Below are 19,303 nucleotides of genomic sequence, written 5' to 3'. Positions count from 1 at the left end.
CCGTGGACAAACCACCACGAAAGGAACTGTGCCGTGACTGGAACGAACGGGCTCGCCCAGCAGGTCGCCGAGGAATTCGTCCGCGCGTGGACCAGCAAGGACATCGACAAGGCCCTGAGCCTCCTCGCCGACGACGTCGTGTGCGAGGCCCCGACCGGCACGTTCGAGGGGGTGGAGGGCTACCGCGGGTTCCTCGAACCGTTCGCGACCTCGCTGATCAGCGCCACCGTCATCGACGTCCTGGGAAACGACACGACCGCGGCCACCGTGTACACGACCGACACCCCGCTGCTGAAGGACTTCCGCGGCATCGACTACTTCACCGTCGAGAACGGCAGGATCACGCGCGTGATCAGCATCTTCGACCTGCTCCCGATGCACAAGGCCAGAGCCGCCGCTCAGCACTGACCCGGGGCTTCCGCAGCCGCGAGATCCATCGCATTGCGTCATGACAGGACATGACAGGATCTGTGGGGGACTGCGAAGTTCGGAGGACGTGATGAACGACGAGACGGCCGCGTTGCTCTTCGACGTGATCGGCCGGCTGGAGAAGAGCATCCTCGCTCGCGACTGCCCGGCCATCGTCGCGCTCCAGGGCGAGCGACAGCTCGTGCTCAGCGACTACGACTACCTTCGCGACCAGCAGTCGGCGACGGACTTCGAGAACCGGGCCGCCACCAGGGCCCAGGAGATCGCCGCGACGCGATGGATCTTCGCCGTCCCCCAGGTATGGGTGATCACCCCGGACAAGGTCCTCAGCCGGGCCGTCTCGAACCTCCCTCTGCGCGAAGGGGAGCAGGAGGCGATCACCTGGATGAGCTTCGACCAGAGCGACGGCGTGGACTACGGGCGCGTCCCGTACGCGCGCCGCCCGAACGGCGAGCCGGTGTTCGACGAGCCGGAGATGTTCACCGTGGGCGTGCGTCCGGCCGAACGCATGCCCGGCTACACGCTCCTCCAGGGGTTCTTCCCCGACCACGGCGCTGCCGGGTGATGATCAGCGGAGGACAACTTCCGCCGCAGGGGCCGCATCTAAGGACGTAGAAGATCCGAGATGACGGGGTGATCAGATGGCGTCGGCCCTGCTGCCTGGGGATCCTCTTCGGCTGGGGGAGTTCTGGCTGGCCGGGCGGCTGGGTGCCGGGGGCCAGGGGGTGGTCTACGAGGCGTACGACGCGCAGGGCGACCGGGTGGCCATCAAGGTGCTGCACGGTGACGCGGCCGGCGATCCGGATCTGCGCTCACGCTTCGGCAAGGAGGCGACCGCGGCCCGGCGGGTGGCCTCGTTCTGCACGGCACGAGTGCTGGCGGTCGATCTGGACGCGCCCAAGCCGTACATCGTCAGCGACTACGTCGAAGGGCCGAGCCTGCGTCAGGCCGTCGCCGACGGGCGCCGCTTCAGCGGCGACGAGCTGCACCGCCTGGCCACCGCGGTGGCCACGGCGCTGACCGCGATCCATGACGCCGGCGTCGTGCACCGCGACCTCAAGCCCGACAACGTGCTGCTGGGTCCCGACGGTCCGCGTGTCATCGACTTCGGGGTGGCGCGGACCCTGGAGATGTCGCTGACCGCCACCGGTCTGGTGGCCGGCACCCCGACCTACATGGCGCCGGAGGTGTTCACCGGCCAGCGTGCCGGCGCTCCCGCCGACGTGTTCTCCTGGGGCGCGATCGTGCTCTACGCCGCCAACGGCGACGACCCCTTCAGGGCCGAGAGTCTGGGCGCGGTCATGCACCGCGTCCTGTCCGCCGAACCCGACCTCTCCGTGTTGCCGCGTTCGCTGCGGCCCCTGGTCTCGGCGGCCCTGGCCAAGGACCCGCTCGCCCGGCCTACCGCGCGCGAGCTGCTGCTCGGCCTGATCAGCGGGTTCCAGGGCGGCCAGGCCGACCTGCTCACCGCCGGGAGCGCCGAGGCCGGGCTGCTCGGCCGGGGAGCCGCGGCCGATCCCGCCCTCGGCACGCTCGCGGAGGACGCCTACGGCTTTCTCGGCCCGGCCGAACGCGACCTGGTGCCCGACCTGTTCCTGCGCATGGTGGCTGTCACCGGCGCCGGTGAGGTGAGCGTACGCACCGCATCGCGTGAGGAGCTGTTCGAGGCGAGGACGCCGGACGAGCGGGCGGCGCTCGAGCGGATCCTGGAGGTCTTCTCCTACGTGATCGCCGTCCGGGGCGACGACCTCGCACTGGCCCGGCCCGCCCTGTTACAGGCGTGGCCACGGCTGCGGTCCTGGGTCGGCGACGAGCGCGACGGCCTGCCCACGCACGAACTGATCCGCGCCGCCGCACGCCACTGGAGCGCCCACGGGCGCCGTGACGGCGACGTCTTCCAGGGCAGCCGCCTGGAGACGGCCCTGCGCTGGGCCGCCACCGGACGCCGCCATCTCACGCTCAGCAAGCTCGAACGCGACTTCCTCGACGCCTGCAACGCCGCCACCCGCCACCGGATCCGGCGCCGCCGCCTCCTCACCGTCACCCTGTCCGCCCTGCTCGTCCTCGCCCTGATCGGCGGCGCCGTCGCCGTACGGCAGAGCCTCGTCATCTCGGAGCAGAGCAGGATCGTCGCCGCGCAGCGGGACGAGGCGGTCGCGGGCAAGGTGGCGGCACAGGCCGACGCGATGCGCACGGCGGACCCGGTGCGGGCGATGCTGCTCAGCGTCGCCGCCTGGCGGCTGGCCCCGGTCACCGCGACGCGGGCGACGCTGCAGAACGCGTGGGCGCAGCGCGAGCGCGCGGCGTTCTCCGACCCGGACTCGGGCGCGGAGACCGTACGGCAGATCACCAGGGACGGGCGCACGTTCGTCAGCGTGTCCCCGAAAGGAGTGCGGATCTACGACCTGCGGACCGGGAAGAAGACCGGCGGCTGGGACGACCTGAAGCTCGGTGGGGAGAAGTTCCTGGGGGCAAGCCTCAGCCCCAGCGGCCGGCTGCTGGCCGTGGCGGCGGGCCATGAGATCCGCGTCTGGGACACGAGCACCGGCAGGCAGACCGGGGCCAGGCAGAGGATCGAGCAGGAGTACTTCAACGGCGTCACGTTCCAGACCGGCGACCGGTACGTCCTCGTGCTGGGCTCCCAGGCGGGCGACCTTTGGGACACGCGGACCGGCAGGAACATCGGCGCGAGGGACGGCATGCTCGAACCCTCCGTCACCCTGGCCAACGACCTGGTCGTGAACGGGGGCCTCGAAGGCCGGTTCACGATGCTGAGGCTGCCGAGCGGGAATCCGGTGGCGCCATGGCCCCGCTCGGGCGGCTGCGCCAAGCAGGTGCGGGCGGCGGCCATCAGTCCCGACGGCCGCACCGTCGCCTGCCGCACCGGTTCAGGGATCTCCCTGGTCGACGCGCGCACGGGGCGCGACCTCGCAGGTCAGCCGGCGGTCGGGGGAGGCGTCGACGGAATGTGGTTCAGCCCGGACGGCCGCTACCTCGTGGTCGGGAACGACAACAGCTTCGGGCTGGTCCGGGTCTCGGACGGGAACACCGTGCTCTCCTACCGGGGCTCCCCCGAGAACGTGGGTTTCGACGGCACGACCCTGCGTTACCTGACCGACGAGACCGTGGTGAGCCTGGACCTCTCCGATGTCCTCCACCGCACGCGGCTGCCCGGCCACGCCCCTGAGACCGCTGTGTTCAGCCCCGATGGCCGATTCCTCGCCACTCATCAGTACGAGGCGAAGCAACTCGTGCTCTGGGACGCGGAAAGGCTCCGCCCGCTCGGATCGCCCTTGGAGATAAGGCTCGGGGACGGCGACCTGCACTTCGCGTTCAGCGGCGACGGGCGGCTGCTGGCGGCCTTCAGCGGCATGGGGAAGCCGCTGGAGATGTGGGACCCCGCTCAGCCGTCGCGCGTGACCAGGGCCCGGCTGCCGGGTGAGTGGATGGCGGACGCCGTGGCCGTGAACGAGCACGGGACGCTGGTCGCGATCGCCGCCGACGAGGTCGGCGGCACATCTCGGAGCCGGCTTTTCGTCTGGGACGTGCCGCACCACACGTGGTTGCGGCCCGTCGACGTCAAGGACCTGCTGGGCATCGTGTTCCGGCCGGGTAGCACGACGATCGCTCCGCTGAGCGACTCGGCCAACCGCCTGATCGAACTTCGCTCCGGGCAGCCGGTCGGCCCCGCCTTCGGTCCAGGAGGGCTGAACAGCGGTTTGAGCAGCATCGCCTTCAGCCCTGATGGGGCGAGCCTCGCCGCCTACAGCCGGTCGGGCAGGCTCGCATTCTGGGATCTGCGCACGGGTAAGAGGCATGGCTCGACGTTCCGTCCGTACCCCGGTGACGACAACGGGATCATCCAGCTGGTCTTCTCCCGGACGGGCGACGTGGCCGCGTCCATCACCGAGGAGGAGGTCCAGCTCTGGGACCCTGTCACGCCTCGCAAGCTCGGGCCGTCCATCGCAGGGGCGGACGAGCCGCTGATGGCGGCCGCGTTCGGATCCGGTGGCGCGGTGCTCCGTACCATCGACGAGGCGGGTGTGCTGCGCGCGGTCTCCGTCGATCCGCAGCGCACGGCCACGGCCGTCTGCGCCCGGGCCGGGCGCTCGCTGACGCGCGCGGAGTGGCAGGAGTATCTGCCCGGCTTGCCGTACCAGAAGATCTGCCCCTGATCACCGGCCTCGCGCTCTGCATCACCTGGGGCCGTCCGGGCTGGTACGTCGTCGGAGGGCTGTTCGCCCTGACGGGCCTGGCCGCCCCCTTTCGCCGTCTGCTGGGCTCAGCGAGACCGCCATCCGGCGGAATCGAGGACCGCAGCCGGCTAGACGTGAGTCAGCCGGACGTATCCGTACGGGTTGAAGAACAGATCGTCCTCGTCGTAGCGGTCGCATGCGCCGGTGCGCAGCAACCAGCGCGGGGCGTCCTCGGCCATCCGGAACCCGGCGCCGTCCTCGATCTCCTCCGCGCGCGGATCGGTCAGCAGGTAGATCGCGAGCGCGTCCAGGTGCGCGACGAGCTCGATCAGCCTGTCCTCCGCCGGAGGATCCTCACCGACCTCGATCTCCACCTCGGGCGCGCCGAGCAGGTGCATGCCACAGGTGTAGAGTACCTGACCGTCGTGGATCGGCCGCTTCACCCAGGCGCTGACCAGCGCGTCGGCCAGGGCCTCGTCCGTGGCGTCGGCCGCTCGATCGGCCAGCGCGAGCCAGCAGTCCCGGCCGTGCGCGATCCCGCTGCTCTCGTTCTTCACCGCCGTGGCTCCGGACCGCAGCAGCGCGGCCGTCACCGCCAGTAGCCGCCGGGAGGTGTCGAACGCCAGCTCCCGCATCATCGGCGCGGACAGCAGGTAGCCGACTGTGTCGTGGGACCGCACCGCGGCCCAGTCCGCCTCGTCGAACGAGGCCGCCGCCATACTGGCCCCGAACGCCTCCGGCATCCGAGGGTCGGGTTCGGCCTCGGAGTATTCGCGGTCGAGGACGAAACCGCCGAAGCCCGCCGCAGTCCGTTCCATCTCCGAAAGGTCCAGCCCGGCGCCGAGCACGCACAGCACATGCCTAGGAAACGCTTCGCTCATTCCGGCACGTTATCGATCACCACGGGCGCCTCGCGTCGTTTCCCCCGATCTCCCGTACCAGCGGATCGACGGCCCGGCTGTCACCCGCTCTGCCGGCGACACCACATGAACATGACCCGCCCTCCACCCGGCCGACGGGCCAGGCGGCGGCTTCCGGGGGCTACGTCCTCTTGGCGACGTGCAGCTCGCACACGCCGTCCGTGCACGACCGCCGCAACCGTCCCATCGAGACGGTCTGCGCCAGGCCGATCAGCCAGCACGTCGGGCACCCGCGGAAGGCCAGGAGCGCCACCGGCGCCAGCACCAGGCTGACCGGCCCGATCACCGGGATCAGCGCGAACGAGCCGATCAACGCCCCGAACCCCACCACGCCACGCGCCAGATGCCGAGACAGCGACGCGCCGGCGAACTCGTGTCCGTCAGTCATCGCACGCCCCCTCGCCCAGCCGGTCCTGCACGGCCGCGCGGGCGCGGTGCAGGCGCGACTTCATCGCCGCCACGCTCAGGCCCAGCGCGTCGGCGGTCGTCCGGCCGCTGAGGCCCTGGACGTCTCGCATGATCAGCACCTGCCGCTGGTCGGCCGGCAGCGCCGCGATGGCCGCCGCCACCCGCGCCGCCTCCAGCCGCTCGAACACTTCCTCCTCCGCGGACCGCATGGCGGCGCCGTGGAGGGGAGGCGGTGGCCGCAGCGCCAGCCTGGCCCGGCGTACGCATTCGTTGCGGATGATCCGGAACATCCACGACACCAGGGCTCCGGTGGCACGTAGCGTACCGATCTTGCGATAGAGGACGATCAACGCCTCCTGCGCCGCGTCCTCGGCATCCTCCGGCGTGGCGCACAGGTGGCGGGCGAAGCGCCGCACGTGCGGGTGCGCGCCCGACACCAGCGCGGCGATCGACTCGGCGTCACCGTCCCGGGCTGCCGCGATCACCGCCTCGTCCGGCCAGGTCATCGTCTCAGCCACGCGCACGCCTCCTCCGCCGCAGCACGACCACGCTACAGGTGCAGATGAGTACGACGGCGACCGCGACTCCCACAGCTACGATCACGACAACCTCTCATTCGTCGATGAAGGAACGCCTATGAGAGGCGCCACACCCACCGAAGGATTCGAGATCCGGATCCGTGGAATCGGCAGTCATCATCAGCCGATGGGGGCGTTCCCCTTCCAAGGCCGGCGCGCCATGGACGGGCGGTTGCGGGTCCTACCCGGCGACCCCGCCGCACTGGTGCGCGCTCCTCGGCGTCGTGGTTCAGGGCCATGAACTCGGCCGAGGTGCAGAGGCCCCGCGCGAAGTCTCTGACGCGGTCCGCGCCTCGTGTCTTCTGATTTTTCTGTGCGGGTGTCGATTGGCGTCGAGGGCGTTCGTAGCCAAGGTGAGAGGCCGGGCAACGGACCGGTCGCCAATCACCGGAGGTCCACGATGTCTGTCACCACCACCACCGCTCCCGCCAAACCACTGATCACCGGCGGTCTGACCGCCGCTGTCGTCGCCGCCGCGGCGACCGCGGCCGTCGCCGCGGCGGGTGAGTTCGCCGGGATCAGCCTCGTTGTCGGCGGCGCGCCGATCCCGGTGTCCGGGTTCGCCGTGCTGACCGTCATCTTCTCCATGGTGGGCCTGGTGCTGGCCCTGGTGCTGGCTCGCTCGGTTCGCCGTCCGCGTACGGCGTTCGTCCGCACCACGATCGTGCTCACCGCGTTGTCACTGGTGCCGGACGTGCTCGCGGACGCGTCGGTGGCAACGAAGGTGCTGCTGATGTTGACGCACGTGGTAGCCGCCGCGATCGTGATTCCGGTCATCGCCCGCCGCCTGTCCGCCTGATCCCTTTCAAGGAGTCCGTCATGAAGAAGTATCTGCTCGCCGTCCAGTTCGACGAGAGCGCGCCGTCGCCGCCCGAAGAGGAGATTCAGGAGCAGCAGGCCCGGACGGCCAAGGTCACCGCCGAGATGCAGTCCGCCGGTTCGTGGGTGTTCGTCGGCGGTCTGCTGCCCTCGCACTCCACCACGGTCGTCCGTCCCGGTAACGGCACGACCACGATGACCGACGGCCCGTTCGCCGAGACGAAGGAGCAGCTCGGCGGGTTCTGGGTGGTCCGGTGCGACGACCTGGACCAGGCGCTGGCCTGGGCCGAGAAGTGCGCGCTGGCCTGCGGAGCCCCGATCGAGGTACGCCCGTTCGAAGACGCGCAGTGGGGATGAGCGCGGATGGATCTGGACAGCGTCTACCGGGCGGAGTACGGCCGGTGCGTGGCCACGCTGACGCGCCTGCTCGGTGACATCGGGCTCGCCGAGGAGTTCGTGCAGGACGCATTCGCGGTGGCCGTCCAGAAGTGGGACGAGACGCCGCCGCCCAATCCCGGCGCGTGGATCGTGACCACCGCCCGCAACCGAGCGATCGACCGCCTGCGCCGGGAATCCACCCGCGAGGCCCGCCACGCCCAGGCGCTGCTGCTGCACCAACCCGACGAGCCACAGGAGGTGGGACCGGTGCGCGACGACCAGCTCCGCATGATCTTCACGTGCTGCCACCCGGCGCTGTCACCGCTCGCGCAGACCGCGCTCACCCTGCGCCTGCTCGGCGGGCTGGAGGTGGCGGAGATCGCGCGGGCCTACGTGGTGCCGGAGGCGACCGTCGCCCAGCGGATCGTCCGCGCGAAGAAGAAGATCCGCGACGCCGGCATTCCCTACCGGGTGCCCGCCGCTGCCGAACTCCCCGACCGGCTGGCCTCGGTACTCACCGTGCTCTACCTGGTGTTCAACGAGGGATACAGCGCGACCTCCGGGCAACTGCTGCGCACGGACCTGTGCCTGGAGGCGATCCGCCTGGCCAGGGCGCTCGCCGAGCTGATGCCCGACGAGCCGGAGGTGATCGGGCTGCTGGCGCTGCTCCTGCTCACCGAAGCCCGGCGACCCGCGCGGGTGGGGCCTTCGGGTGAGCTGGTGGTGCTCGCCGAACAGGACCGGGCGCTGTGGAACCGGGAGCTGATCGCCGAAGGACACGAGTTGGTACGGCGGTGCCTGCGCCGTAACCAGCCGGGGCCGTACCAGTTGCAGGCCGCGATCAACGCCGTCCACACCGACGGGCAGGCGACCGACTGGACCCAGGTGCTGGCGCTCTACGACCAGCTACTGCAGCACACCCCGACTCCGATCGTCGCGCTCAACCGCGCGGTCGCCATCGCCGAGGTGCACGGTCCGGCGCAGGCGCTGGCCACCATCGATGAACTGGACCTGCCCGGCTACCACCTGCTGCCCGCCGCCCGCGCGGACCTGCTCACCCGCCTCGGCCGTACCGCCGATGCCCTCGCCGCCTACGACGAGGCCATCACCCTGGCCACCAACGACACCGAACGGACCTTCCTGCGGACGCGACGGGCACTCCTGGGGCGGGCGGCCCGAGATGAGACGGCAAGGAGCGTGCACACCGTGGGCCAGGAGAACGTGAGCGCCACGCTGACTGTCGCCGTGCCCGTCGCGAAGGTGTTCGCGGCGCTGGCGGACCCGACGACCCATGCTGCGATCGACGGCACCGGCTGGGTTCAGGAAGCGGTCAACCAGGCGCCGCTGACCGAGGTGGGACAGATTTTCCGGATGGACATGCATCACGCCAACCATCCAGACGGTGACTACCAGGTGGTCAACAAGGTCCAGGTGCTCGACCCGCCGCACGCCATCGGCTGGCTGACGGGGTCGGAGAAGGACGACGGTCAGCTGGAGCTCGGCGGCTGGCTCTGGCGTTACGACCTGGTGCCGCTCGGCCCGTCCGAGACCGAGGTCACGCTCACCTACGACTGGTCGGCGGTGCCGCAGTTCCGACGGGAGTACATACAGTTCCCGCCCTTCGGCCCCGAGCACCTCATCAACTCGCTGCACCACCTGGCCGAGCTGGTCTCCCTTGGGTGATGTCGTCGGTCAAACGGCGGTAAGTCCCGCCTGTGTCCACACACCCGATCAACCGCTTTCGGCTTTCGGCTTTCGAGGAGAGCATCATGACCGCTATCTACACGTTCGACGTCTTCACCACCCTGGACGGCTTCGGCTCCTACAACAGCAGCGGCGACTGGGGCGGCTACTGGGGCAAGCAAGGTCCCGAGTTTCTCGACCGTCGCCTCGCCTTGTACGGCGAGGAGCAGCGCATGGTCCTCGGGGCCGGCACTTTTCGGCAATTCGTGGAGGTGCTGGGTCCGAGCACTGAGGAGTCCCAGGTCAGCGACCCGGTGAACACCCGGATGAGGAACCTGCCGACAACGGTGGTGTCGACGACTCTCGAAGGACCCCTCAACTGGCCGGACGCGACCCTCGTGAGCGGCGACGCCGTCGACGTCGTCGCCCGGCTCAAGGAGGAGTCCGAGGTGCCGTTGCGCTCGCACGGCAGCCTGTCGATGAACCGGGCGCTGATGGCCGCCGGTCTGGTCGACCGCGTCCAGGTGACGATCTTCCCCGTCATCTCCGGTCAGACCGGAGTAGACCCGATCTTCCAGGGGGCAGCCGACTTCGACCTCGAGCTGATCGAGAGCCGGACGCTCGACGGCCACACCCAGGAGCTCATCTACCGGCCCACCCTGCATGTCTGAGTCCGACCGCGCGGCGGGGTCGGTCGGTGACGGCAGCCGGTCTCCCGCCACGTTCAGAAGAGATCAATATGCACCGCGCCCGGCGGCGTGGCGGAGGGCCCATCCTGACTCGACGTCGGGGACTGCCAGGTCACGTCGGGAGTCCCTCCGGAAGTGGACAGCTCGGACGGCTCCGGCTCGCTCCGCGTCGGTTTCGGCGTCAGGGTGGGTGCCGACGCCGGGGTGCGGATGGCCGGTGACGTGGACGGGGTTGCCTCGGGGTTGAGCTGAGCGCTACGCGGAGGAGGGAGCGTAGCTGCGGAGGAAGGCCCGCACGCCCGCGACGACGAGCCGGTCGACCTCTTCCTGGGCAAGGGGGACGGCGCCGTAGAACGTCCGCTGGTTGATGTCGGTGATGGTCAGCAGGGTGAGGTGGGCGGCGGCGAGGTCGGCGTCGTCGATCTGCAGCAGGCCGCGATCGGCGATCTGACGCAGGTATGGTGCCAGGCGCAGGTGCCCGGTCTGCGGTCCGGCCGCGATCCACGCCTTAAGAATCGGCGGCGGGATGTGGGCCGCCTCCGCCTCGATGGCCCGCACCAGGGCGAAGTGGTCGGGGAAGGCGGTGACCGCGGCGACCCTGTCGAGGGAGAAGTCGATGAGGTCTTGCTCCAGATCCACGATCTTGTGCAGGTGCCGGTCCATGATCTGCGCGATCGCGGCGGTGACCTCGTCGGCGCCCTCCAGCGCGACGGTCAGGAACAGCTGCTCCTTGTCGGCGAAGTGCCGGTAGATCGTCCGTTTGGACACCCCCGCCTCGGCGGCGATCGCGTCCACGCCGGCCCGGGTGTAGCCGTCACGGCCGAACACGCGGCGGGCGGCCCGGGTGATCGCCTGGCGCTTTTCCGGTCGGCCGTACGGCTCGGCCTGGCGGAGGGTCATCAGCGTCCTTCCGGCTGGAAACTCCTCGATGCAGTGTAGGGGCGGCCGGCGTGGCGGTGGGCCTTGCGGGCCAGGGCGTCGAGCAGTTCCCGCAGCAGGTCGGCGGTGTAGGGGTCGGTCAGCCGGCGGTCGTCGCGGGCGAAGCGGGTGTCGCAGTGGAACACCGTCACCTCCGGCTTGACCAGGACTTCCGCTCCCACCGAGGCCAGGATCTGGCGGAGGGCGAGCTGGGCGCGTACCGAGCCGAACGGGCCCGGCGAGGCGCCGGCGATGGCCACCGGCTTGCCGCGCAGCAGCCCTTCGGGGGCGGTGCTGACCCAGTCGATGGCGTTCTTCAGCGCCGCGGGAACGGAGGCGTTGTGCTCGGGCGTGGCGATCAGCAGCGCATCGGCCGCCGCGACCCGGGCCCGCAGCTCGGCGACCGGCAGCGGCGGCGCACCGGTGTCCAGGTCCTGGTTGTAGAGGGGCAACCGGCCCAGGTCGTGATCGATGTCGATCGCCAGCCCGCCGGAATGCAGGGTGCGGGCCGCGTGCAGCAGGGCCGTGTTGTGGGAGTCCGCTCGCAGGCTGCCGGACAGGGCCAGGACGTCGATCTGGTTCATGTCTCTCCTTTCGTGGGCCGATGTCGCCAAAGTACACCAGCTAGTGTCAAAGAGAAACTGATTGGTGTACTTTGAGCCGTGTGATCGCCGAACCCGTACACAAGGAACGAATCGCAGTCCGGTACCTCGCTCTCCTGGCCACGCCGACCTCGCTCAGCGCCAACAGCACCACCACCGTCATCCCCGGCCTGGCCCGCGCCCTGGGCGTCTCGGCCGCCGACGCCACCTGGGCCGCCACGGCGTTCGGCTGGGGCGGCGTCCTCGGCGCCCCGCTCACCGTCGCGCTGCTCCGCACCCGCGGCATCCGCGCCGCCACGCTCGTCAACGCCGCCCTCGTACTCCTCGGCACGCTCCTGGTGGCCGGCGCGCCGACGCTGGCGATGCTGCTGGCCGGACGCGCCGCCCAAGCCGCGGGCGGAGGCGGGCTGATCACCATCGCGATCACCCTGGCCGGGACGGCCTCGCGAGCAGGCTCCATCACCGCCGGGGTCGGCCTGGTCGGCGCATTCGGCCCGCTGGCCGGCTCCACCCTGTCGGCGATCTCCTGGCGGGTGCCGCTGCTGCTGTCCCTGCCCGCGCTGCTGGCCGTCCCCGCCGTCCTGCGCCACACCCCTGCCGTCCTGCGCCACGCCCCCGCCGTCCCGCGCCACGCCCCGGTCCACCACCGCCAGGACGCCGCCGCCCGTACCGACACCATCGGGATCCTGCTGGTGATGACGCTGGTCAGCGCATTCGTCCTGATCCCGCGCCTGGAACTGGTGGCCGTCGCCGCCGCGGCCGTCGCCGGCCTGCTGCTGACCCTGCACGTCCGCCGGACACCTGCCGGCTTCATCCCTCAGCCGGTGGTCCGCACCCGGGCGTTCGTGACCGCGGCAGCGGCGGCGTGCACGCTGTCCACCTCCTACTTCGCCCTGCTCTACACCGTGCCCCGGCTGCTGGAACACCACTGGACGACCGAGCGGATCGGGCTGGTGACGCTCATCATGCTGGCCACCGGCTCCATCGCCTCGCTGCTGTTCACCCGGCGGGCCGCTCAGCTCGGCCCCGCCGTCACCCGATCGGTCCTGCCGGCCGCGGGCGCCACGGCCGTCGCGCTGGCGTCGGTCGCCCCGTGGCCGGTGCTCGTCGCGGCCTCCACCGCGTTCGCGGTGTTCGCCACCACGGCGGCGATGGCCTGGTACGCGACCCGCGCCGGCGCGGTCGTGCCGCAGGAGCACCGGGCCACCGCCGTGAGCCTGTTCACCCTGTGCTACCAGCTCGGCGGCGCCTTCGGCCCGGCGCTGGCCACCTTCCTGCTCACCTGAACCAAGGCACGGCTGTCTGCCCGCTTCAGTGCCGGGATCGCCGCCAGCACCACGGCGGTCAGCGCGGCGATGCCGAGGAACGTCCTCTGCACCCCGCCGGCGTCGGCGAGCAGCCCGAAGTACGCCGGTCCGGCGAGATAGCCGAGATAGGCGACCGTGGAGATCGCGGACGTGGCCCGTCCTCGTGACCCGTCGGGGACGGGTCGAAGCCCGTAGGACAGCAGGGTCGGAAAGAGCGCCGAGGTGCCGACGGCGGCAGCGACGATGCCTCCCAGGGCGAGCGGCAGCGTGGGCGCGAACGCCGTCAGGACGCCACCGCCCGTGGCGATCGCGCTTGCCGCGACCAGCGTGGCGATCGGGCGGCGCAACGTGACCGTACCGGTGGCGAACCGGGTCAGTGCCGCCGTGGTGGCGAACGCCGCCGGCGCGACGGCGGCCAGCGCCGGCGAGGCGGTGAAGGCGTCGGTCAGCAGGACGGCGCTCCAGGACTGGTAGGCGTTCTCCGCCGCGAACGCGAACGCGCCGATCGCACCGATCATGACCAGGGCGACCCACCACGACCTACGACCAGGACGCGCGGGCTCGCCCCGCCCTTCAGGCGCGGCGGCGTCCTGCCTTTCAGGCGCGGCGGCGTTCTGCCTTTCAGGCGCGGTGGCGTTCTGCCTTTCACGTGCGGCGGCGTCCTGCCTTTCACATGCGGCGGCGTCCTGGGCACGGGCCGGCCTCGTCGTGGTGACAACGGCCAGGCCGAGCGCCACGACCACCACGGCGCCCGCGGCGAAGTTCACCAGCAGGCTGTCCGCGATTGCGGTGAGCGCACCGGCGCCCAGGCTCGAGAGCGCGACCGTGGCGGAGAAGGCCGCGTGCGAACGGGTCACGACGGGCCGGCCGGTTCGCTTCTCGACCGTCGCCGCCAGCGTGTTGAGCGCCACGTCGGCCGCTCCCGAGCCGGCCCCCGTCAGCAGGATGCCGGCGCACAACGCGGGATAGTTCACCGCGGCGGCGGAAAGCACGACGCCCATGACACCCAGGAGCGCGAGCAGCACTCCGGTGACGCGCAGACCGAGCGCGTCGACGAGCCGCCCGGTCAGCAGCATGGCGGGCAGCGCTCCGGCGCCGATGAAGAGCAGCACGACGCCGAACTCCGCATCGCTCACACCGGCTTGGGCTCGCAGCAGGGGCAGGGTGGCGCCCCACACACCCCAGAAGGCGCCGAATCCGGCGAAGCCGAGGAACGGCGCCGCGCGATACGTGCCGGCGCGGCGGATGATCATTGTGGACACCTGTGTAACGCTACACAAATAGAATGGCTCCGTGCCAACCGACCGCAGACGCGTGACGCTGAAAGATGTGGCGGCTCGTGCCGGGGTGTCACCCATGACCGCCTCCTACGCCTTCACCCGGCCTGCCCGGGTCGCGACCGCCACCCGCGAACGCGTACACCGCGCCGCCGACGAGCTGGGATACCGCCCCGACGCCGTGGGCCGCGCACTGAAATCCGGTCGAACGCATCAGATCGGCGTGGTCTTCAGCGAGCATCTGGCGTACGCCTTCGACGATCCCCAGGCGGCACAGTTCCTGGCCGGGGTCGCGGAGGTCTGCGTCGAGGAGGGCCGGGGCCTCACGCTCATCCCCACGCGGGGCGATGCCGCCGATGCCGACCGCGTGCTGTCCGCGGCAGTCGACGGCTTCGTGCTGTGGACCACCGCAGAGGACGATCCTGTGCTGGCGGCGGTCGCCGGCGACCCCCGCCCCGCTGTCATCCAGGGCGGCCCGCCGCGCCGGGGGATCGCGTGCGTCACCCAGGACGACTACCGGGCCGCGCTCGCGATCGCCTCCCAGGGACTCCGCGAAGGCCGGACCCCCGTCGTGATCTCGTTCCCCCTCGATCGCGACCGGGAGCCCATGGTGACGACCGGCGCCGACCTGCCGCCACGCGCACCGTTCCCCGTCACCGACGCCCGCCTGCGCGGCTACCGCACCGCCATCGAACAGGCCGGGCTCAACTGGACGAACACACCGGTCGCCGTCGTGGCCCGCAACACCCAGCAGGACGGCCTCGCCGCAGCGCGAGAGCTCGCACCGCAGCTCACCCCCACTGCGCTCGTCATCGCCATGAGCGACGAACTCGCCCTGGGAGCCCACCAGGCCCTCCAGGAGACTCACCCGGAGGCTGCCTACCTCGGCTGGGACGCATCACCGGCCGGCCGGCGACTGGGCATCACGTCCGTCACCAACCCGCTGCGAGACCAAGGCCGCCGCTGCGCGCGTCTGGCACTCGACGCCGGCCACCCGAGCGACCAGCAGATCCCGTGGACCATCACCTCCGGATCCGCGAAATGACCTTGCGCTCAGCGCCCGCCCGCGAGCCGGCCCAGCGAAAACAGCGCCGAGCCCTTCCGGAAAGGGCACGCGAAAAGACTCGGCGCTGTTTCTCACCCGCGTGGACGAGAATCCGTTATGTGTCTCTTTACGTGTCCTGATACGTTATTGATAGGTGTGCCGGGAAGTCTGGTCGGCAAGTGAGCGGCCCGACCCCTGCCGAAGGAGCGAAGTTCCATGCCCGGCACCAGCGCGACGCGCGTTCCCCGCCTGTTCAACCGGAGCACCTGGCCCGAAGCGCGCCGCATCGCCGACATCCTGCGCAAGGAGACCATCGGCGGGGCGCTGCTGCTCGCCGCCGCGCTCGCCGCGCTGATCTGGGCCAACTCGCCGTGGGCGCAGACCTACCAGGACCTGCGCGCCATCGAGGTCGGCCCTTCCGCCCTGCACCTGAACCTCGACCTGGCCACCTGGGCCGCGGACGGGCTGCTGGCCATCTTCTTCTTCGTGGCCGGTCTGGAGCTCAAACGGGAGTTCGTCGCCGGCGATCTGCGCGACGTGCGCCGGGCCGTGGTTCCGGTGGCCGCGGCGGTCGGCGGCGTGGCGGTGCCCGCGCTGGCGTATCTGGCGGTCGCCGGCGGAACGGCGGCCAGGGGGTGGGCGATCCCGACGGCCACCGACATCGCCTTCGCGCTGGCGGTGCTCGCGGTGATCGGCCGCTCCCTGCCGGACGCGCTGCGCACGTTCCTGCTGACCCTGGCGGTGGTGGACGACCTGATCGCCATCATCATCATCGCCACCTTCTACACCTCGCACCTGTCGGTGCTCCCGCTGCTGGCGGCCGTGGTGCCGCTGGCGGTCTTCGCCGTGCTGGTACGGCGAGGAGTGCGCGCGTGGTGGCTGCTGCTGCCGCCGGCGTTCGCCTGCTGGGCGCTGGTCCACGCCTCAGGCGTGCACGCCACCGTGGCCGGGGTGCTGCTGGCTCTGACCGTCCCTGTACTGTCCCGGACACCGCGGGGCGGCACCGGGAACGCCACGGAGGGGTCGGGACCGGCCGAACATTTCGAGCACCGATTCCGCCCGCTGTCCGCCGGTGTGGCCGTGCCTGTTTTCGCGTTCTTCTCCGCCGGGGTCGGCCTCGGCGGCCTCGGCGGGGCGGCAGGAGCGTTGAGCGACCCCGTGGCGATGGGGATCGTGGCGGGGCTGCTGGTCGGCAAGCCCGTCGGTATCCTGGCCGCCACCTGGCTCGTGGCCCGCTTCACCCGCGCCACTTTGGACGAAGGACTGGCCTGGATCGACATGGCCGGGCTGGCCGTCCTGGCCGGCATCGGGTTCACCGTGTCGTTGCTGGTCGGGGAGCTGGCGTTCGGCACGGGCGAGGCCGCCGCGCCGGTCAAGATCGCGGTCCTGGCCGGTTCCCTGACCGCGGCCCTGCTGGCCACGGTGATCCTTCGGCTGCGCGCCCGGGTCTACCGGCGCATCCACGAGTCCGAGACCGCCGACTCCGACAATGACGGGATCCCCGATCTCTACCAGCAGCCCTAGCTCCTCGCCCGCTGTCGGCGATCAGGGGGCTTGTCAGCGCCCTCGCCTGACCGGCAAGCCGGTCTCCGGCGCGTCCGTCGCCGCCCGCCGTACCGCGAGGGCCCGGCTCGGCGGATGTGCCGCACGCACACGTCCGGGGCGGCAAAGGTGTGGCGGGCGGCACTGGAACGGCCGCGGCGATCAAGTGACGATGGCGGGCGGTCTCGGGGTTGCCGACGTACGCAGGGAGCACTCATGCCCGACCGACCCTCCGCCACAGCGGCGACCACCACCCGGATGCCGACGCGCGCCACCGGCCGCCACACGATCCTGATCGCCGCGCGCGTCGCCGCCGCGGTCGCCGAAAGTTTGCAGACAGGAGGCCCGATGCGTTGCTTATGGACGGTCGCGGTGATGCTGACCGCACTGCTGGTGCCGACCGCGGCCCATGCCGCCGCCGCGCCCTCGTACCTGACGCTGGAAGCCACGTACACCAACGTCGCGAACGGCTGGACCACCGTGGAGCGGTACCTGGACACCACGTCCGGGTTCACCCAGGAGAGCTACCCGCCGGACGGCCGCGGAGATCAGGACGGCCAGCGGCTGACGTTCTTCGGCGGCGTCAAGCGGCCGTTCTCCGGACGCTTCCTGCTGTACCACGCCCCAGGATGGAACACCAACCCCAAGACCACTCCCGTCCTGCTGGTCCACGGCGCCAACGACAACCCGGACCGGGCGTGGGCCAATCCCGGCGAGTCCGGCGGCTTCGGCTGCGGCTCCATAAGCTGCCCGAACACCGGCCTGATGCAGCACCTGTCGAACGCCGGCTACCGGGTCTTCGCGATCGGGTTCGCGCACAAGGAAGGCGACAACCTGATGCAGGCCCAGGAGGTCGGCGACGCGATCGCGATCATCAAGGCCAAGCTCGGTGTGCCCGCCGTTGATCTGGTGGGCTGGAGCAAGGGTGAGATGTCGGCGCGGATGTACGTGTCGTCCGTCAAGCCGAGCTGGGGCCGATCGTACGCCGGCGACGTGCGCAAGCTCATCACGCTCGGCGGCCCGAACGCCGGCTACGACTATCCGTTCGCTCACGGCTGGGCGCACGACTTCTCGATCTGGCCGGAGTGCGGCGGCAGCGTCAACTCCCCCGCGCCGCACACGTACATGACCTGCTACGGCAACTACGCCTACCACCCGGAGTTCTCGTTCGTGCCCACCGGCGGGTTCGACTGCTATCCGGGGCAGCGGCAGATGCTGGCGCGCTTCGACGGCACCTACGGCATCGACCAGACGCAGCAGGACTGGTACACCACCTACTACGGCGGACAGGGCTTCTACACCTCTGGGCCGGGTATCCAGGCCGCGATCGACGCGGGCTCGCTGATCTCGCGAATCCAGCAGGCGGGGGTGCCGGCATCGGTGGCGACGTACCTGCTGGCCGGCGGATCGCCCAGCGTCGTGGGCATCTACAACGAGAACCGCGGACCCAGCGACGGCGTGGTGTTCGTCAGCAGCGCGCTGTCCAAGGTAGGCATCGGTACGGTGGCCGGCACCGCGCTGATCGCCGGCGCCAACCATCTCCAGCTCGGCTGGTACCCCGCGGTCGAGTCGCAGGTCGCGAGCTGGCTCAACTGACGGGAACGACATGACCACCCCGCTCCGCTGACGTGTCCGCCGGGCGACGCGGCGGCCTGCGGCGCCGGGGACGGCGCCACGTTCAGAAGAGATCTATGTGCACCGCGCCCGGCGGCGTGGCGGAGGGCGAGCCGACCGGCCCGCCCCGGCCCGGCGCCGGGGGCTGCCTCGTCACGTCGGGAGTCCCTCCGGAGGTGGAAGGCTCGGACGGCTCCGGCCCGCTCCGCGTCGGCCTCGGCGTCAGGGTGGGTGTCGGCGTGGGGGTGCGGGTGGCCGGTGACGCGGAAGGAGTGGGAGGCAAGGACGCGCCTGTGGGCGTCGAGGTGGCTGACTCCCGATACGGCGCCGGAGCCGGGACCTCGGCGTGCCTGCTCTTCTTGGATGATGGTTTGCGGGGTTCGGCCCGTTTCCGGGGCTTGCCGGCCACCTGGTCGGCCACCGTCTGATCGACGATCACCTGGTAGGTCAGGATGCCGCCCATGCTGACGCAGAACACCAGCGCGGCCGCCGCCCCCAGCTTGGCCCACGGCAAGACCTTCAGCAGTGCCCCGGCCGAGGCCAGGGCCTGCGCGGACCGCCGGGGCGCGCCATCGCCCGCCCCTGCTGCCCGCTGGTTCCACGCGCTCACGGTGTGCTGCCTGACCTTGTCACCGGTGCGCTTGAGACAGTGCGCATAGACGTCGGTGGCCACCGTGCTGGCGAAGCTCATCACGGCGGCGCCGATCACCGTGCCGGCGACGCCCAGGTACGACGCCGCGACCGCCGCCGTGACCGCGGCCATCGTGCTTCCCACGATCTGTGGCACGCTGAGCGCCAGCCTCCGATGCTTTCCGCCCGCTTCTCGGATTCGGTCCCTCTTGGTCATGCGGTGGTGGAAGCCTTCTCGCTCATGGACGCGCACGCGCCCTGTCGTGCC

The 19,303-nt window shown here is 71.0% G+C and carries 18 protein-coding genes; 11 read left to right on the top strand and 7 right to left on the bottom strand.

Annotated elements, in window-relative coordinates:
- The first annotated feature begins 33 nt into the window (after positions 1-33).
- The 3 genes from H4W80_RS35650 to H4W80_RS35640 all read left to right on the top strand — a co-directional run bounded on the left by H4W80_RS35650 (position 34) and on the right by H4W80_RS35640 (position 4,604).
- A complete protein-coding gene (locus H4W80_RS35650; protein WP_318787215.1) occupies positions 34-408 on the top strand; it encodes a nuclear transport factor 2 family protein in 375 nt (124 codons plus the stop codon).
- Between the two features lie 91 nt (positions 409-499).
- Positions 500-994 carry a hypothetical protein gene (locus H4W80_RS35645; protein WP_192789082.1) on the top strand — a complete coding sequence of 165 codons (495 nt, stop codon included), beginning with the start codon at positions 500-502 and terminating at the stop codon, positions 992-994.
- A 76-nt stretch (positions 995-1,070) separates the two neighbouring features.
- Positions 1,071-4,604 carry a WD40 repeat domain-containing serine/threonine protein kinase gene (locus H4W80_RS35640; RefSeq protein ID WP_192789081.1) on the top strand — a complete coding sequence of 1,178 codons (3,534 nt, stop codon included), beginning with the start codon at positions 1,071-1,073 and terminating at the stop codon, positions 4,602-4,604.
- 149 nt (positions 4,605-4,753) lie between these two features.
- Here H4W80_RS35640 and H4W80_RS35635 read toward each other — a convergent pair whose 3' ends face one another.
- From H4W80_RS35635 to H4W80_RS35625, 3 genes are all read right to left on the bottom strand, one after another.
- Entirely contained in the window at positions 4,754-5,506 is a 753-nt protein-coding gene (locus H4W80_RS35635; protein ID WP_192789080.1) for a hypothetical protein, read from the bottom strand.
- Positions 5,507-5,666: 160 nt separating this feature from the next.
- A complete protein-coding gene (locus tag H4W80_RS35630; protein WP_192789079.1) occupies positions 5,667-5,933 on the bottom strand; it encodes a hypothetical protein in 267 nt (88 codons plus the stop codon).
- Positions 5,926-6,471 carry a sigma-70 family RNA polymerase sigma factor gene (locus tag H4W80_RS35625; protein WP_318787214.1) on the bottom strand — a complete coding sequence of 182 codons (546 nt, stop codon included), beginning with the start codon at positions 6,469-6,471 and terminating at the stop codon, positions 5,926-5,928. The genes H4W80_RS35630 and H4W80_RS35625 overlap by 8 nt, the downstream gene beginning before the upstream one ends.
- A gap of 460 nt (positions 6,472-6,931) precedes the next feature.
- Between H4W80_RS35625 and H4W80_RS35620 the strand changes: the two genes are divergently transcribed.
- From H4W80_RS35620 to H4W80_RS35605, 4 genes are all read left to right on the top strand, one after another.
- Complete coding sequence (locus H4W80_RS35620; protein WP_192789078.1) at positions 6,932-7,330, top strand: DUF6069 family protein; 399 nt, start codon at positions 6,932-6,934, stop codon at positions 7,328-7,330.
- A gap of 20 nt (positions 7,331-7,350) precedes the next feature.
- Positions 7,351-7,707 (top strand): YciI family protein, encoded by a 357-nt coding sequence (locus tag H4W80_RS35615; protein ID WP_192789077.1) that lies wholly within the window; start codon positions 7,351-7,353, stop codon positions 7,705-7,707.
- A 6-nt stretch (positions 7,708-7,713) separates the two neighbouring features.
- The gene (locus H4W80_RS35610; RefSeq protein WP_225963840.1) at positions 7,714-9,411 is read left to right on the top strand and encodes a sigma-70 family RNA polymerase sigma factor; all 1,698 of its coding nucleotides are present in this window, start codon (positions 7,714-7,716) and stop codon (positions 9,409-9,411) included.
- Positions 9,412-9,497: 86 nt separating this feature from the next.
- Positions 9,498-10,082, top strand: a complete 585-nt coding sequence (locus H4W80_RS35605; protein WP_192789076.1) for a dihydrofolate reductase family protein — start codon at positions 9,498-9,500, stop codon at positions 10,080-10,082.
- A 273-nt stretch (positions 10,083-10,355) separates the two neighbouring features.
- Here H4W80_RS35605 and H4W80_RS35600 read toward each other — a convergent pair whose 3' ends face one another.
- The gene (locus H4W80_RS35600; protein ID WP_192789075.1) at positions 10,356-11,000 is read right to left on the bottom strand and encodes a TetR/AcrR family transcriptional regulator; all 645 of its coding nucleotides are present in this window, start codon (positions 10,998-11,000) and stop codon (positions 10,356-10,358) included.
- On the bottom strand, positions 11,000-11,602 hold the full coding sequence (locus H4W80_RS35595; protein WP_192789074.1) for an NADPH-dependent FMN reductase: 603 nt from the start codon (positions 11,600-11,602) through the stop codon (positions 11,000-11,002). Before H4W80_RS35595 ends, H4W80_RS35600 begins: the two co-directional genes overlap by 1 nt.
- 80 nt (positions 11,603-11,682) lie before the next feature.
- Here H4W80_RS35595 and H4W80_RS35590 point away from each other — a divergent pair, with 80 nt between their 5' ends.
- Complete coding sequence (locus tag H4W80_RS35590; RefSeq protein ID WP_192789073.1) at positions 11,683-12,906, top strand: MFS transporter; 1,224 nt, start codon at positions 11,683-11,685, stop codon at positions 12,904-12,906.
- On the opposite strand, the gene H4W80_RS35585 is transcribed toward H4W80_RS35590, so the two are convergent.
- Positions 12,852-14,180: an MFS transporter gene (locus H4W80_RS35585; RefSeq protein WP_225965615.1), complete on the bottom strand. Its 1,329-nt coding sequence runs from the start codon at positions 14,178-14,180 to the stop codon at positions 12,852-12,854. The genes H4W80_RS35590 and H4W80_RS35585 overlap by 55 nt on opposite strands.
- A 40-nt stretch (positions 14,181-14,220) precedes the next feature.
- Between H4W80_RS35585 and H4W80_RS35580 the strand changes: the two genes are divergently transcribed.
- The 3 genes from H4W80_RS35580 (at position 14,221) to H4W80_RS35570 (ending at position 18,387) form a co-directional block, all read left to right on the top strand.
- Positions 14,221-15,249, top strand: a complete 1,029-nt coding sequence (locus tag H4W80_RS35580) for a LacI family DNA-binding transcriptional regulator (RefSeq protein ID WP_318787213.1) — start codon at positions 14,221-14,223, stop codon at positions 15,247-15,249.
- Positions 15,250-15,465: 216 nt separating this feature from the next.
- Positions 15,466-16,773: a Na+/H+ antiporter NhaA gene (gene nhaA, locus H4W80_RS35575; protein ID WP_192789071.1), complete on the top strand. Its 1,308-nt coding sequence runs from the start codon at positions 15,466-15,468 to the stop codon at positions 16,771-16,773.
- Positions 16,774-17,007: 234 nt separating this feature from the next.
- A complete protein-coding gene (locus H4W80_RS35570; protein WP_225963838.1) occupies positions 17,008-18,387 on the top strand; it encodes an esterase/lipase family protein in 1,380 nt (459 codons plus the stop codon).
- 82 nt (positions 18,388-18,469) lie between these two features.
- On the opposite strand, the gene H4W80_RS35565 is transcribed toward H4W80_RS35570, so the two are convergent.
- Positions 18,470-19,180 (bottom strand): hypothetical protein, encoded by a 711-nt coding sequence (locus H4W80_RS35565; RefSeq protein WP_192789070.1) that lies wholly within the window; start codon positions 19,178-19,180, stop codon positions 18,470-18,472.
- Between the last annotated feature and the right edge of the window lie 123 nt (positions 19,181-19,303).

The organism is Nonomuraea angiospora, from assembly GCF_014873145.1.
Taxonomy (GTDB): Bacteria; Actinomycetota; Actinomycetes; order Streptosporangiales; family Streptosporangiaceae; genus Nonomuraea; species Nonomuraea angiospora.
Note: the sequence above shows the minus strand (reverse complement) of the source record. Positions and strands in the feature narration are given on the sequence as shown.